This window comes from Leucobacter sp. OLIS6 (assembly GCF_002752355.1).
Taxonomy (GTDB): domain Bacteria; phylum Actinomycetota; class Actinomycetes; order Actinomycetales; family Microbacteriaceae; genus Leucobacter.
Genome location: NZ_MRAV01000011.1, coordinates 260,813 through 274,588 on the forward strand (window position 1 = coordinate 260,813; position 13,776 = coordinate 274,588).

The following is a 13,776-nucleotide window of genomic DNA, read 5'->3' on the forward strand; positions in this document are numbered from 1 at the left end:
CTGCGATGTTACGTCAATGACGCTTTGTATGTAGGTCAAGCCGAAAGCGCCTCGAGGGCGCTGCTTCGGCGCAAGAACGCGGCCTGCCGGAACTGGTCCACGACTTCTGTCTGAAACTCCGGTTCGAGCGAATCGATCGCGGCGTTTACGGCGGGCATCAGGCTTTCAGCGGCGGCCGTTCCGTACTCGACGAGAGTCCCGCGGGGAAGGCTGAGGATCTCCTCCAGCGCGTTCCAGTGCGCGCCAGTGAGGTCACCGATGCGTGACGCTCCCCTGATCGAAAAGGAGAGTTCGACCTCGTGCGCGTAGCTGAGGTCTCGGCCGCGGATACGGCCGCCGGCATCCGCGTATGGGAGGTATGAGTTGAGATCGTACAGGGGGGTGAGTTCGATCTGTCGGGGGTAGAGGCGGAGCGAGTAATTCTTCGAATGGCCATCATTGTGGGCGAGCAGCCAGGAGAATACGAGACTGGCGCCATAGGTTGCGAGCGAGTTCCCTACGAGGGCGGGTTCGGCTTCCCGTCGCAGGACCCGGGCGATGTCGGCCGGGCTCGGCCCACCATCTTCCTCGTACTTCCGAGCTGGGGGAGTCCCTGTCGCCTGCGCGAAGTCCTCCTGGTGGATTCGGAATACGGTGCCGTCAACTTCGGTTCGGTCGAATCTCTCAACGCACAGTATCCTCTGGTCCTCAAATCGGAGAATGGAAGTTTGTGCGACAGGGAGGCCCAGCCCGGCAGCCGTTCGCATGACCACGTGCTCCAGGATTTCGGAGTCCGGGTACTGTTCGATCCCGGGTTTCAGGATATGAGTCGAGGGCTCGGCTCCGCTTGGCTCGAGCCACTGGCCGTTTCGCAAGGCGAGGGCGAACTTCCCCTGCATCCCTGCAAGTGAGAAGCGGTGTTCCCGGTGTTTCTCGATCCATGCGCGCGGGTCTTCCCGGATTCCGCGAATCCGGTTGGCGACGGTCGAGTCGTCGATGGTGGTCGCCTCTCGCTCGGCCAGAGGGTCCTTATCCTCTGGCACGAATACTGCTGCCCCGGCGACATCCTCCCCGTAGTGTTCGAGCAGGCCGAATGGTTCCGTGTCCGCGAGTCTGGCCTCGCCGGCCCATCGAGCAAGGACTTCTTCGCGATCGGGCAGGAAGCCCGAGAGGACTCGGAGGAGCGGATCTCCGGTGTAAGGCTGTGGACGGAGCGGGAGCTGAGTTGAGAGCGGCACGGCCTGAGAATGGCTGAGCCAGTCGGGCGTGTACTTCAGGCGATAGGAGGAGTGCCCGAGACGCTCTAGTTTCGCCGCAAGTTGCCCGTAGAGATAGACGTCAATCGTTGGCATCTTCGGGCCCCTCCGGGGAACGGTCAATAGCCTGATTCCCGGCTTCGGGGCGAGGTTCTTCGTCAACGTGGTCATGACGGGCATCGAGCGGTGGGCGCGGGGTGACCGCCGTGGGGAGGTTTGGGATAAGACCTGCTGGTAGGAAGTTTCTGGGATCGATCGTCGGCAAAGCGATGCGTTTTGCTACATCGGGAAGGAGGGGGTTCCCGATGAGAGAGAGGTACTTCCCGAGTAGATCAGGGGCTGGCGGAAGAAGCGGCAGACGATAATGCTCGCTTGCTGGGGCCGTTGTGAGCGACACACCGAGAGCTGCGAGGACTTTCAGTGTGTTTGAGAGAGAGGGGTCCCCGGTGCCGTTCTCGAGACGTGCGACGAGCTGACGGGTTACCCCCGCGCGATCGGCAAGGTTCTGCTGCGTGAGGTGGAGTTCGTGGCGCTTCGTCTTGACGATGCGGGAGAAATCTCCGGGGCGGTCCGCGCGCATGTGCACCTCCTCCTGGGTGTCATCTCAACATAACATCTTGCGGATGTTATGTATAGCGAACTTCTGAGTGGGAGCGTTCGCGGAGTCATCGCGTCGCGCTCAGGTCGCGACGTGCTCCTCGCAGGAGGCGCCCGCGTGCGATGCGCAGAGCACGAGGCGCTTGCGGCAGGCCGGATCGGCGCAGTTCGCGAGCTGCTTCGACGCCTCGCCGCAGACGGCGCAGCGCCCGAGCACCGCGGCCCCCGGAGCGAAGTCCATCGACTCGCGGCCGTCGAACACCGCGAGGGATCCCTCCCAGAGCCCGTCGTTGCCGAAGGCCTCGCCGTACTTCACGATGCCGCCGTCGATCTGGTAGACCTCGCCGAAGCCCCGCTCGACCATCGCGGCCGACAGGATCTCGCAGCGGATCCCGCCCGTGCAGTACGTCACGACCGGGCGGCCCTTCAGCTCGTCGAACGCGCCGCTCTCGATCTGCTCGATGAACCCGTGCGTGGTGCGCACGTCGGGCACCACCGCATCCTTGAACCGGCCGATCTCGGCCTCCCAGGCGTTGCGTCCGTCGAAGAACACGACGTCCTCGCCGCGCTCCGCGACCAGCTCGTTGACCTGCTGCGGCGACAGGTGCGTGCCGCCGCCGACCACGCCGTTCTCGTCGACGACGGTCTCGTCGGGGATCCCGAACGCGACCAGCTCGTCGCGCGCCTTCACGCTGAGCTTCGGGAAGTCGGCGATGCGTCGCCAGGGCGCGCGCCGATCGACGCCGTGCAGCGGTTCGGCGGCGTCGGGCTCGAACGCGGTGCCCTCGCTCCACTTCGGCACGAGCGAAGCGAACGGTGCGTACTCCCTGGTACGGCGCAGGTACTGCTTGCAGGCGTCGAGCTCACCCCCGACCGTCAGATTGATGCCGTGCTTCGAGACGATGATGCGGCCGCGGAGGCCGAGGGACTCGCACAGCTCGCGCTGCCAGAGGCGCACGGCCTCGGGGTCGGCGACGGGGGCGAAGGCGTAGGCGAGCAGGATCTTGGGCACGGGCACCCGTCAATGGTAGGCGACGTGCCCGGAACAGGCTGGACCGGTCCAGAGTGAAGCGGGCTTGTGCGATTCCCGCCGCAGGATCGAGACTTGCGATGCACACCCGTCTGCGCACGACCCGGGAGACCGTCATGACCGCCGAAGCCGACCCGAACGCCCACACCCGCATGCACTCGGTCTCGGAGGAGACCCGGAGCATCGTCGACCTGGTGCTCGACTACTCCCGGCGCCGCCTGCTGGCCACCGACACCCCGCTCGACCACGCCTCCTCACCGAGCGAGCTGACCCGCCTCGCGGGTCGCACCATCAGCGAGGAGGGCATCGGCGCGAGCCGAGCGCTCGCCGCCTTCGAGATGGTGCTGGCGCCCGCCTGCATCACGACCGATCATCCGCAATACCTCTCGTTCATCCCGAGCGCCCCGTCGAAGGCCGCGATGGCGTTCGACCTCGTCGTCTCGGCGAGCGCGCTGTACGGCGGGTCCTGGCTCGAGGGTTCGGGCGCCGTGCACGCGGAGAACGAGGTGCTGACGTGGCTCGCCGGTGAGTTCGGCCTGCCCGCCGGAGCCGGTGGCGTGTTCGTGCAGGGCGGCACCATCGGCAATCTCTCCGCGCTCGTCGCGGCGCGGGACACCGCGCGCCGCGCCCGCACCGCGGCGGGCCTCCCCGCGCGCCCCGAGGGCGGCTGGGCGGTCGTGTGCAGCGCCGAAGCGCACTCGTCGGTGAAGTCGGCTGCGGAGATCATGGACGTCGACGTGATCGCGGTGCCCGGCGGCGACACCGGATCCCTCTCGGCCGCGGCCGTGCGCGAGGCCCTCGAGTCCGACGGCGAGCGCGTGTTCGCCGTCGTCGCGACGGGTGGTTCGACCAACTTCGGCATCGTCGACGACATCGCGGGCGTCGCCGCGCTCAAGGACGACTTCGACTTCTGGCTGCACGTCGACGGCGCCTACGGTCTCACCGCCATGCTGTCGCCGCTCGCCCGGCACCACTTCGCGGGCGTCGAGCGCGCAGACTCGGTGATCGTCGACCCGCACAAGTGGCTGTTCGCGCCCTACGACGTCTGCGCGCTGATCTACCGCGATCCCGAGAACGGCCGGCTCGCGCACACCCAGCACGCCGAGTACCTCGACGTGCTGACCGAGCAGGCGGCGTACGATCCCTCCGACTACTCGATCCAGCTGACGCGCCGGCCGCGCGGCCTGCCGCTCTGGTTCTCGCTCGCGACCTACGGCGCGGCCACCTACCGGGACGCGGTGACGCACTCGATCGCGCTCGCCCGGCGCATCGCCGACGAGATCGAGCGGCGCCCCGGCTTCTCGCTCGTGCGCGACCCGCAGCTCTCGGTCGTCGTGTTCGAGCGCGACGGCTGGTCGAAGGCCGACTACGAGCGGTGGTCGGATCAGCTGCTCGAGGACCAGCAGGCGTTCGTGGTGCCGAGCTCGCACGCGGGGCGCACCAACGCCCGCTTCGCGATCGTGAACCCGCTCACCACCTTCGAACAGCTCACCGCGATCCTCGACTCCATGGAGTAGCCGCCCAGGCGCTCTGCGGCGTCATCCTGCGCGAGGAACGAGTCGCAGGATCCCACTCTTGACCTTGACGCTACGTCAAGTTCTAGCGTTGAATCGTCGGGATCGGAGGGGCCACGAACGGCCCCGTCCCGACGACCGGGAGGAACCGTGGAGTACTCGATCCAGGAGGTGGCGAAGGCCGCGGGCACGACCTCGCGCACCCTGCGCCACTACGGCGAGCTCGGCCTCGTGCCGCCCAGCCGGGTCGGTGCGAACGGCTACCGCTTCTACGACGACCGCGCGCTCGTCCGGCTGCAGCGGGTGCTGCTGCTGCGCGATCTCGGCCTCGGGCTGCCGCGCATCGGCGAGGTGCTCGCGGCCCAGGACGCGGTGGCTTTGGATCCGGGCCGCGCGGCCGTGTCGGATCCCGTGGCGAGCGCCGCGGACGCTTCGCGAGCCGAGGCCGGGATCCTGCGCGGGCACCTCGAGCTGCTGCGCCAGGAGCAGCGGCAGCTCGACGCGCGCATCGGCGCGGTCGAACGCACGATCGCCGAGCTGGATCGTCGCGGGAGCGGCGACGCGGACCCCCCGGGAACGGAAGGGAACGGAGGAGACCTCATGTCTCGGAACATCTTCGACGGATTCGATCACACGCAGTACCGCGAGGAGGTCGAGGAACGCTGGGGCGCCGACGCGTACGCGAAGTCGGACGCCTGGTGGAACGGCCTCGGCGCCGATGGGCAGCAGGCGTGGAAGGATCGCGTCGCCGCGTTGAACGCCGACTGGGTCGCGGCCGCCGAGCGCGGCGAGGATCCAGCCGGGGAGGCGGCGCAGGCGCTCGCCGAGCGGCACGTCGCCTGGCTGACCGGCATCGCGGGAACGCCCGCGGCGGCCCCGGGCGGCGACGTCGTCGGGTACGTGCTCGGCCTCGGCGAGATGTACGTCGCCGACGAGCGGTTCGCCGCGAACTACGGCGGTGCCGAGGGTGCCGCGTTCGTGCGCGACAGCCTGCGCGCGTGGGCGGAGCGCCGGTAGGAGGCTCGAGACGCGGGTGGGCCCGGCGGACTAGGCCCGGCTCGCCTCGCCTGCGCGTACCTGCGCGATGCGCTCCTCCTGCTCGGGGGTGCGCGGCAGCGGCTGCTTGACCTGGTTCTCGCTCACGATCACCACGTCGTGGTCGACGTGGTCGGCCATGGAGTGCACGGCGTCGATGAAATCGCGGCGGCGGATCGCGTCGAGCACGCGGGCGTGATCGCGTTCCATCTCGGTCGCGGTCGCAACGTTGGCGAGGCGGCCGCGGTGCTCGGGGCTGCGGAGCTGTTCGTTGATGCCAGCGTAGAGGGCGGCGAGCAGTCGGTTCTTGGCGGCGTCGAAGAGCAGCTGGTGGAACCGGCTGTCGAAGGCACTGGACTCCGCACCGCGGGTGAACACGGGGCAGCGGTTGCAGCCGAGCTCGTCGGCCGCGGCCTGTTCGAGCGCCTCGAGGTCGTCGTCGCTGCGATGCAGCGCGGCCTGCTGCGCGGCCTCGATCTCGAGAGCTCGGCGGTAGCTGAGGATCTCCTCGAGCGTGAAGTCGACGAGGAACTCGTTGAGGAGCGTGCTCGTGGGGGTCGAGGAGCGGACGAAGGTGCCGCGCCCCGGCAGAGTCTCGAGCATGCCGATGCTGGCGAGCGAGCGCACGGCCTCGCGCACGGTCGAGCGGCCGACGCCGATCTGCTCGGCGAGTTCGGGCTCGATCGGGATCCGTTCGCCGACGGGCCAGTCGCCCGTGGTTATCTTGCGACGCAGGTAGGCGAGCGTCGCGCGGGCCCGTTCGGATCCGGTCGTCACTGCCATGTCTGTTTCTCCGCCTCAAGCACGGCCCGAGTACTCGTTGGCGCACTCGCGCCGAGCCGTGCACCGAGTATATCGACTGCGCGGCTGACGGTAGCCCTCGCGGTCACCTGCTCCTAGGCTGGGAACCGCAGACAGGATCCCGGCCGCCCGGCCCGGACGAGGAGGTCCCCGATGACGCAGCCGACGCAGGGGCGAGGCCCCATCAATCCCTACGCCGCCGTACGGGAGGTGCCCGAGTTCGCGCTCGCGAGCACCGAGATCGAGGCGGGGGAGCCCCTGCCTGCCGAGGTCTACGACGGGGAGTCGGGCGGCAGCAACCGTTCACCGCAGCTCAGCTGGTCCGGTTTCCCCGCCGAGACGCGGAGCTTCGTCGTCACCTGCTTCGATCCCGACGCCCCGACCGGTTCGGGCTTCTGGCACTGGGCGGTCGCGAACATCCCGGCGACGGTGACGGACCTTCCTGCGGGCGCCGGTGCAAGCGGCTCCCCGCTGCTGCCCGCGGGCGCGATCACGATGCCGAACGAGCTGCGCGAACCGGCGTTCGTGGGGGCGGGACCGCCCGAGGGCACCGGCGTGCACCACTACTGGTTCGTCGTGCACGCGCTGAGCGTCGAGCGCATCGATATCGATCCGCAGGCCACGCCCGCGGTGCTCGGCTTCCTCATGCGCGACGCGGTGCTGGCGCGCGGCGTGCTCGTCGCGACGGGCGAGTACGGCCAGGCCGACTGACCCGCTGCGCACGCCCCGTTTCGCGGCTCGCCGTGCGGCGGATACCATGCTGAGCAAGTTGTGCGATCTCGTGCGGCTTCCCCTGCTCGAAGGCATCCGGGTCCCGTGCACACCGCGCAGCGGACCCGACCGGCGTCTCCGGGCCCTATTGAAGGACTCAACACCCATGCGACAGACTTCGCTCCGCCGTCGCGCGCTCGCCCTGGTCGGCATCGCCGCCGCCTCGGCCCTCGCGCTCTCCGGCTGCTCCAGCTCGGCTTCGAAGGACTCCGACTCCGATTCGGGCGCCAAGAGCGTCAAGATCGGCATCAGCCAGCTCGTGCAGCACCCCGCGCTCGACGCCGCGACCAAGGGCTTCAAGCAGGCCCTCGAGGATTCGGGCATGAAGGTCGCCTTCGACGAGCAGAACGCGCAGGGCGAGCAGGCGAACGCCGTCACCATCGCGCAGAAGTTCGCGTCGAGCGACGTCGACCTCGTGCTCGCGGTCGCGACCCCCGCGGCGCAGGCCGCCGCGCAGGCGGTCACGACGAAGCCCGTGCTCTTCACCGCGGTGACCGACGCGGTCTCGGCACAGCTCGTGAAGTCGAACGAGAAGCCCGGCGGCAACGTCACCGGAACGAGCGACGCGGCCCCGATCGACAAGCAGCTCGAGATGCTGAAGCAGATCGTGCCGGACGCCAAGACCGTCGGCATCGTCTACAGCTCGGGCGAGGTCAACTCCGAGGTGCAGGTCAAGGCCGCCGAGGAGGCCGGCAAGAAGCAGGGCCTCGCGTTCAAGACCCAGACCGTGACCACGGCGAACGACATCGCGCAGGCCGCCGAGGCGCTCGGCGACGTCGACGCGATCTACGTGCCGACCGACAACATGGTCGTCGCGGGCATCGCCTCGCTCGTGCAGGTCGCCGAGAAGAAGCAGATCCCGGTGATCGGCGCCGAAGCCGGCACCGTCGAAGGCGGCGCGGTCGCGACCCTCGGCATCGACTACGAGAAGCTCGGGTACCAGACCGGCGAGCTCGCCGTGCAGATCCTCAAGGACGGCAAGAAGCCGGCCGACCTGCCGGTCGAGACCGCCAAGGAGTTCAGCTACGTGGTGAACGAGGGCGCGGCGAAGCGCATGGGCGCCACGATCCCCGCCGACATCCTCGACAAGGCCGAGAAGGTCAAGTAGTCGATCTCCGGTGCGCCGGGGCGCCTGCCCCGGCTCACCGGACCGAAGAACAGGAAAACTCCATGATCGGCGCGATCGAACTGGGCCTCATCTACGGTGTGATGGCCCTCGGCGTGTACCTCACCTTCCGCGTGCTGAACTTCCCGGACCTCACGGTCGACGGCAGCTTCACCACGGGCGCTGCGACCGCCGCCGCGCTGATCACGCTCGGCCAGAGCCCCATCGTCGCCACGCTCGCCGCGGTGGCGGCGGGGCTCGCGGCCGGAGCGGTCACCGGCCTCCTGCACACCAAGGGTCGCATCGACGGCCTGCTCGCGGGCATCCTCACCATGATCGCCCTCTGGTCGATCAACCTCAGGATCATGGGCACGACGAAACCCGACAGCGCGGTCGCGGCGAACCTGCCGCTGCTGCGCGCCTCGACGGTGTTCGATCCGCTGCGCGAGAACATGCTGCTCGGCACCTGGGGGTCGGTCGCGATCCTCGCCGTCGGCGTCATCCTCGTGAAGCTCCTCGTCGACTGGTTCCTCTCGACCAACCTCGGGCTCGCGATCCGCGCGACCGGCGACAACGGCCCCATGATCCGCAGCTTCGGCGTCAGCACCGACCGCACCACGATCCTCACCCTCGCCCTGTCGAACGGCCTCGTCGCGCTCTGCGGCGCGCTCGTCGCGCAGTTCCAGGGCTTCGCCGACATCAGCATGGGCATCGGCCTGATCCTCGTCGGCCTCGCCTCGGTGATCGTCGGCCAGGCGATCCTCGGCCAGCGCTGGATCTGGCTCGCGAGCCTCGCCGTCGTGATCGGCGCGGTGCTCTACCGCCTCATCATCTTCTTCGCCATGCAGGTCGGCCTCGACCCCAACGACATGAAGCTCGTCACCGCCGTGCTCGTCGTGCTCGCGCTGCTGCTGCCGCGCTGGGGCTTCCTCAAGCGGGTGCCCTCGCTGCGGGGTCGCGGCGGCCGCGTCCCGCCGCGCGATCCGGCACCGGATCCCGCGCCCGTCGCAGCCGAGGCGGCCCCGGTGGCCGCCGCGACCCCGACCGCTCCGAAGGAGGCCTGAGCCGTGCTCGCCATCACCGACATCGAGAAGACCTTCTTCGCCGGGACCGTCAACGAGCGCCGGGCGCTCGCCGGCCTCAGCCTGCGGCTGGAGGAGGGCGACTTCGTCACCATCATCGGCTCCAACGGCGCCGGCAAGTCCACGCTGCTCAACGCGATCTCGGGCCGTTACACGGTCGACTCCGGCAGCATCGAGATCGACGGGCGCCGGGTCAACCGCCTCAAGGAGTTCCAGCGCGCGAAATACATCGGTCGCGTGTTCCAGGATCCGATGGCCGGCACCGCGCCGACCCTGACGATCGAGGAGAACCTGGCCCTCGCGCTGCGTCGCGGCAGGGCGCGCGGCCTCGGCCCGAGCCGCAGCCGCGCCCAGCGGGAGCGGTTCCGTGAAGAGCTGCGCACCCTCGAGCTCGGCCTCGAGGATCGCCTCAGCGCCAAGGTCGGCCTGCTCTCGGGCGGCCAGCGCCAGGCGCTGTCGCTGCTCATGTCGGGCTTCACCCATCCCAGCATCCTGCTGCTCGACGAGCACACGGCGGCGCTCGATCCGCAGCGCGCCGCGCTCGTGACCGATCTCACCGAGCGGATCGTCGCGCAGGGCGGCCTCACCACGCTCATGGTCACGCACAACATGGAGCAGGCGCTGCGCCTCGGCAACCGGCTCGTCATGATGCACGAGGGCCGGATCGTGTTCGAGGCCGGCGAGGAGCAGAAGAAGGGCCTGACCGTGCCGGCGCTGCTCGCCGAGTTCGCGAAGATCAAGGGCGCCCAGCTCGACGATCGCGCGCTGCTCGCCTAGCGTCCCGACCCAGCGCGCCTCCCGGGGCGCGCATAGGGGCCAGCCCTACAGTGGGCGTATGGCAGAGGAACGCGGCGGCGTCGGCGGGTCGGAGAGCATCGCTCGGGCGGCTGAGGCCCGCGCGGCCGACTGGGCGCGCGCCCTGCAGCCGCACGCGGATCCCGAACACGGCGAACGCGCCCCCGAACTGCTCGCCGGCGTGCGCGCCGACGCCGGCGGACTCGACTTCACGCGCCGCCTGCTCGAGCATCTGCTCGGGTCCGCGGATCCGTTCGCGGCCGCGCTCGGCCTGCGCGAGGTCGCCCACGAGATCCCCGACTCGATGCCGGTGCGCGACCGGCTGGCGGTCCGGGCCGGCGGCATCGCCGCCCTCGGTCTGCCGTGGGCGGTGCTGCCGCTCGCGCGGCGCTGGTTCCGGGATCGCGTCTCGTCGATCGCGTTCACCGCGAAGTTCCCCCAGGAGCCCGCGCGGCCGATCGATGCGTCCGGGATCGCGGATCGTCTGCTCGCGAAGACCGAACCGGGGACCTCGACCCTCATCGCGCTCGGCGGCGAGCCCGTGCTCGGAGCCGACCGGGTCGAGCTCGAGGTCGCGCGCCTCGTGGCCCTCGCCGAGCAGGCCGGGATCGATCAGCTGCTGGTCGATCCGCTGCGACTGCTGCCGGGCGGCACCGACTGGACCTTCGACGCCGACGTCACCCGTGCGGTGGACGCTCTACGGCCGGTGCTCGAGGCCGCGCGCCAGGGCGGCACCGCGATCCTGCTCGACGCCGTCGGCTTCCGAGGGGCCAGGCTCGCACCCGAGGTGCTGCTGCGCGCCGCCGGAGACGCCCGTCTCGACGGCGTGCGCATCGGCCTGGTCGTGCCGGCGGAACTGCCCGAGTCCCGCCGCGTCGTCGAGCGGATCGGCCGGTGGGCGGTCCAGCGGGCGAGCGACGGCGGAACGCCGACCGAGATCGTGCTCGCCGACACGGGCATGGCCGGCGCCGAGCGCATCGCGTCGATCCGCAGCGGCCTCCCGGTGCCGACGCTCGACGGGCGCACGGCGGTCGCCGCGCAGCTGCTGCGCCTCGCGCACCTCGCACTCGGCTACGGGCCGTCCGTGCGCCTCGTCGTGCAGAGCGAGGAGCCCCGGCTCCTCGCCGCCGCGACCGTGCTCGCCGAACGGCACGGCACCGGCGAACTGCTGGGCCTGCAGTTGCGCGCCGGAGCGGACCCGGCACTCGGGCGAGTGCTCGCCACGGGCGCGCACGAGGTCCGGATCCGCCTCCCGCTCATCCCCTCGGGAGAACCGTCGGGTCTCGCCGAGCCGCTGCTCGCGCTCGCCGCCCACGCGGCGGACCCCGACCGCATCGACTTCGCGGGGGCCATCACCGAGGCCGCCGAACCGTTCCCGGACTCGCACCGCACCCAGTTGCGCGCCCGCGAGTGGGATCCGAGCGAGCGCGACAGCGCCCTGTTCTACCGACCACCGGCCGATCCCGGACGATTCGATACCGGGGGCCTCACCGCCGCCGTCCTCGGCCTCACCCGCGGATCCACCGGCGAGATCACCCTCGAAGCCGCGGGTCCCGCGCTGCGCATCCCCGTGATCTCGGAGTCCGGCCTCGCCGCCGAACCCGCGACCGATGCGTCGCGCACCGACAACCGGGAATGGGTCCGCTCGCTCGTCTCGCTCGTCGCCGAACCCGGTTCGGAAGCCGCGTCGGCGGCGCCGTCCGGCGCCTCGGACGCTCCGAGCGGATCGGGCGGATTCGATGCCGATTCCGTGGTCTCGGCGGCATCCACCGCCGCGGGGATCTGGCAGGCGCCGCGCCACGGCGACCGCGCGACACGGGTGCGCAGGCTCGCCCTGGGCACCGTCGCGGCCCGCGACCGGCTCATCGCCGCGCTCGCCGCCGAGAGCGGCGACCCCGTGGGGCTGCTGGACGTCGCCGTCGGCGATGCGGTCGATGCGGCGCGCTGGCTCGGACGCCTCACGGAAGACCTGGGGTCCGTGCGCGGCGCCGAGTTCCATCCCGACCGCGTCGCGGTCGTGGTCTGCGATGCGGGCGCGCCGTTCGCCGAACGCGCCGAAGCGATCCTCTCGGTGATCGCGGCGGGCAGTGCGGCGATCGTGGCCGCCCACCCCTCGGTGGTCCGTTCCACGCGGGTACTGCTCGAGGAATGGCAGGCGGCGGGCCTTCCCGCCGAGGTCGTGACACTGATCGAGCCCGGACCCGAAAGCGACGGTGCCGGCGAAGCCGCCGTACCGGAGCACCTGGCTCTGGCCACCGAGCTCGTCGCCGATCCGCGCGTCGACCGGGCTCTGGTGCTCGGGCGTCGGGAGACCGCCGCGGCGCTGCTGCGCCGGCGTCCCGACCTGCGGATCGAGGGACGATTCGAAGCCCGCGCCTCCGTCCTCGTCACGGGCGGCGCCGACGTCGACACCGCGATCCCCGACGTGCTCGCCTCGGCGTTCGGTGCTCCCGCTGCGGATCCGCTCCGCGCCCGTCAGCTCGTGCTGCTCGGCGGTATCGCGCGCTCTCGTCGGTTCCGCGCCCGCCTGGCGGACGCCGTCCGTTCGCTCCGCGCCGGTCACACCGGGCGGGCGGGATCGAGCGACCCGCTCGACCTGCAGCTCGGCCCGCTGCCGGAGCCGCCCGGGGCGGCCGGCCTGCGGGCGCTCACCGAGCTCGACCCGGGCGAGGAGTGGCTCGTCGAGCCCGAGCGCCTCGACGACGGGGGGCTCCTCTGGCGGCCCGGCGTGCGCTGGGGCGTCAAACGCTCGGCGCGATTCTGGCGCGACTCCATCGGCATGCCCGTGCTCGGCGTGACGCACGCGCGCAGCCTCGACGAAGCGATCGCGATCCAGAACGACGCGGGCAGCGGGGCCGTCGCCGCGATCCACTCCCTCGACGCCGACGAGATCCTGCCCTGGCTCGAACGGGTCGAGGCGGCGTCGCTGGCGGTCTGCCGCCCGACCACGGGCGCGCGCATCGAGCAGCGGCCCGTCGGCGGCTGGAACGACGCCGGGCTCGGCATCGGATCCCTTGCGGGCGGCCCGAACCGACTGCTGGCACTCGGATCGTGGAGCGTGCGCGAGGGGACGCAGAGCTCGACCCTGCATCTGCGCGGTCTCGATCCCGAGGTGCAGCTGCTCATCGAGGCGGCCCAGGAGGCGCTCGACTACGTCGCGTTCGACCGGGTGCGGCGGGCCGCGCTGAGCGACGCGCTGACCTGGCGCACCTCGCTCGGCATCGCGCGCGACACGGTCGGCCTCGGTATCGAGCGCAACCTCGTGCGGCACTGGCCCGTGGCCACGCAGATCCGGCTCGCCGAGGCGGGGGAGCTCGCCGAACTCATCCGGGTACTCGCCGCGGCGCTCATCGTGCGGGCGCCGATCACCGTCTCGACCGGGGTGGTGCTGCCGGCTCCGGTGGTGTCGCTGCTCGAACGGCAGGGCATCGAGGTCTCGCTCGAGCGCGACGACGACTGGCTCGAGCGCATGTCGGTGCTCGCCGCGGTGGCCGACGCATCGAACACTGCGGATGCCGGTTCGCGGGGGAGCGATGGCGGTACCGCGCTCATCGGCGTGGATCCGAGCGCGGCGCGACGGATCCGGCTCATCGGCGGCGACCGGGTGCGCGCCGCGGAGTGGCTCGGCCACGGCGGACGCGTGGCGCTCTGGGCGGAGCCCGTCACCATGGCGGGGCCGGTCGAGCTGCTCACGCTGCTGCGCGAGCAGTCCATCTCGATCGCGACCCACCGGCACGGGCTCGCAGCTCCCATCCCCGCGGTCGAGGACCGGGTGATCGAGCTCGGTCGATAGGCGCGACCCGCTCGGATA

At 70.8% G+C, this 13,776-nt stretch carries 10 protein-coding genes; 7 read left to right on the top strand and 3 right to left on the bottom strand.

Annotated features, from left to right (window positions below; genetic code table 11):
* Positions 1-35: 35 nt before the first annotated feature.
* Positions 36-1,406: a HipA domain-containing protein gene (locus BMH31_RS07745; RefSeq protein ID WP_241898193.1), complete on the bottom strand. Its 1,371-nt coding sequence runs from the start codon at positions 1,404-1,406 to the stop codon at positions 36-38.
* Positions 1,407-1,914: 508 nt separating this feature from the next.
* Complete coding sequence (locus BMH31_RS07755; RefSeq protein WP_099724681.1) at positions 1,915-2,850, bottom strand: rhodanese-related sulfurtransferase; 936 nt, start codon at positions 2,848-2,850, stop codon at positions 1,915-1,917.
* 128 nt (positions 2,851-2,978) lie between these two features.
* On the opposite strand from BMH31_RS07755, the gene BMH31_RS07760 reads away from it, so the two are divergent.
* Both BMH31_RS07760 and BMH31_RS07765 read left to right on the top strand, forming a co-directional pair.
* Positions 2,979-4,379, top strand: coding sequence for a pyridoxal-dependent decarboxylase (locus BMH31_RS07760; protein ID WP_099724764.1), 1,401 nt, complete (start codon positions 2,979-2,981; stop codon positions 4,377-4,379).
* A 147-nt stretch (positions 4,380-4,526) separates the two neighbouring features.
* Positions 4,527-5,393 (top strand): TipAS antibiotic-recognition domain-containing protein, encoded by an 867-nt coding sequence (locus BMH31_RS07765; RefSeq protein ID WP_099724682.1) that lies wholly within the window; start codon positions 4,527-4,529, stop codon positions 5,391-5,393.
* A 30-nt stretch (positions 5,394-5,423) separates the two neighbouring features.
* Here the strand turns inward: BMH31_RS07765 and BMH31_RS07770 are convergent, their stop codons facing one another.
* Entirely contained in the window at positions 5,424-6,194 is a 771-nt protein-coding gene (locus tag BMH31_RS07770; protein WP_099724683.1) for a GntR family transcriptional regulator, read from the bottom strand.
* Positions 6,195-6,365: 171 nt separating this feature from the next.
* Between BMH31_RS07770 and BMH31_RS07775 the strand changes: the two genes are divergently transcribed.
* The 5 genes from BMH31_RS07775 (at position 6,366) to BMH31_RS07795 (ending at position 13,758) form a co-directional block, all read left to right on the top strand.
* Positions 6,366-6,923, top strand: a complete 558-nt coding sequence (locus tag BMH31_RS07775; RefSeq protein ID WP_099724684.1) for a YbhB/YbcL family Raf kinase inhibitor-like protein — start codon at positions 6,366-6,368, stop codon at positions 6,921-6,923.
* A gap of 166 nt (positions 6,924-7,089) precedes the next feature.
* Positions 7,090-8,091 (top strand): ABC transporter substrate-binding protein, encoded by a 1,002-nt coding sequence (locus tag BMH31_RS07780; protein ID WP_099724685.1) that lies wholly within the window; start codon positions 7,090-7,092, stop codon positions 8,089-8,091.
* Between the two features lie 62 nt (positions 8,092-8,153).
* Positions 8,154-9,152: an ABC transporter permease gene (locus BMH31_RS07785; RefSeq protein WP_099724686.1), complete on the top strand. Its 999-nt coding sequence runs from the start codon at positions 8,154-8,156 to the stop codon at positions 9,150-9,152.
* 3 nt (positions 9,153-9,155) lie between these two features.
* Positions 9,156-9,947 (top strand): ABC transporter ATP-binding protein, encoded by a 792-nt coding sequence (locus tag BMH31_RS07790; protein ID WP_099724687.1) that lies wholly within the window; start codon positions 9,156-9,158, stop codon positions 9,945-9,947.
* Positions 9,948-10,005: 58 nt separating this feature from the next.
* Positions 10,006-13,758: an aldehyde dehydrogenase family protein gene (locus BMH31_RS07795; RefSeq protein ID WP_099769559.1), complete on the top strand. Its 3,753-nt coding sequence runs from the start codon at positions 10,006-10,008 to the stop codon at positions 13,756-13,758.
* The last annotated feature ends 18 nt before the right edge of the window (positions 13,759-13,776 follow it).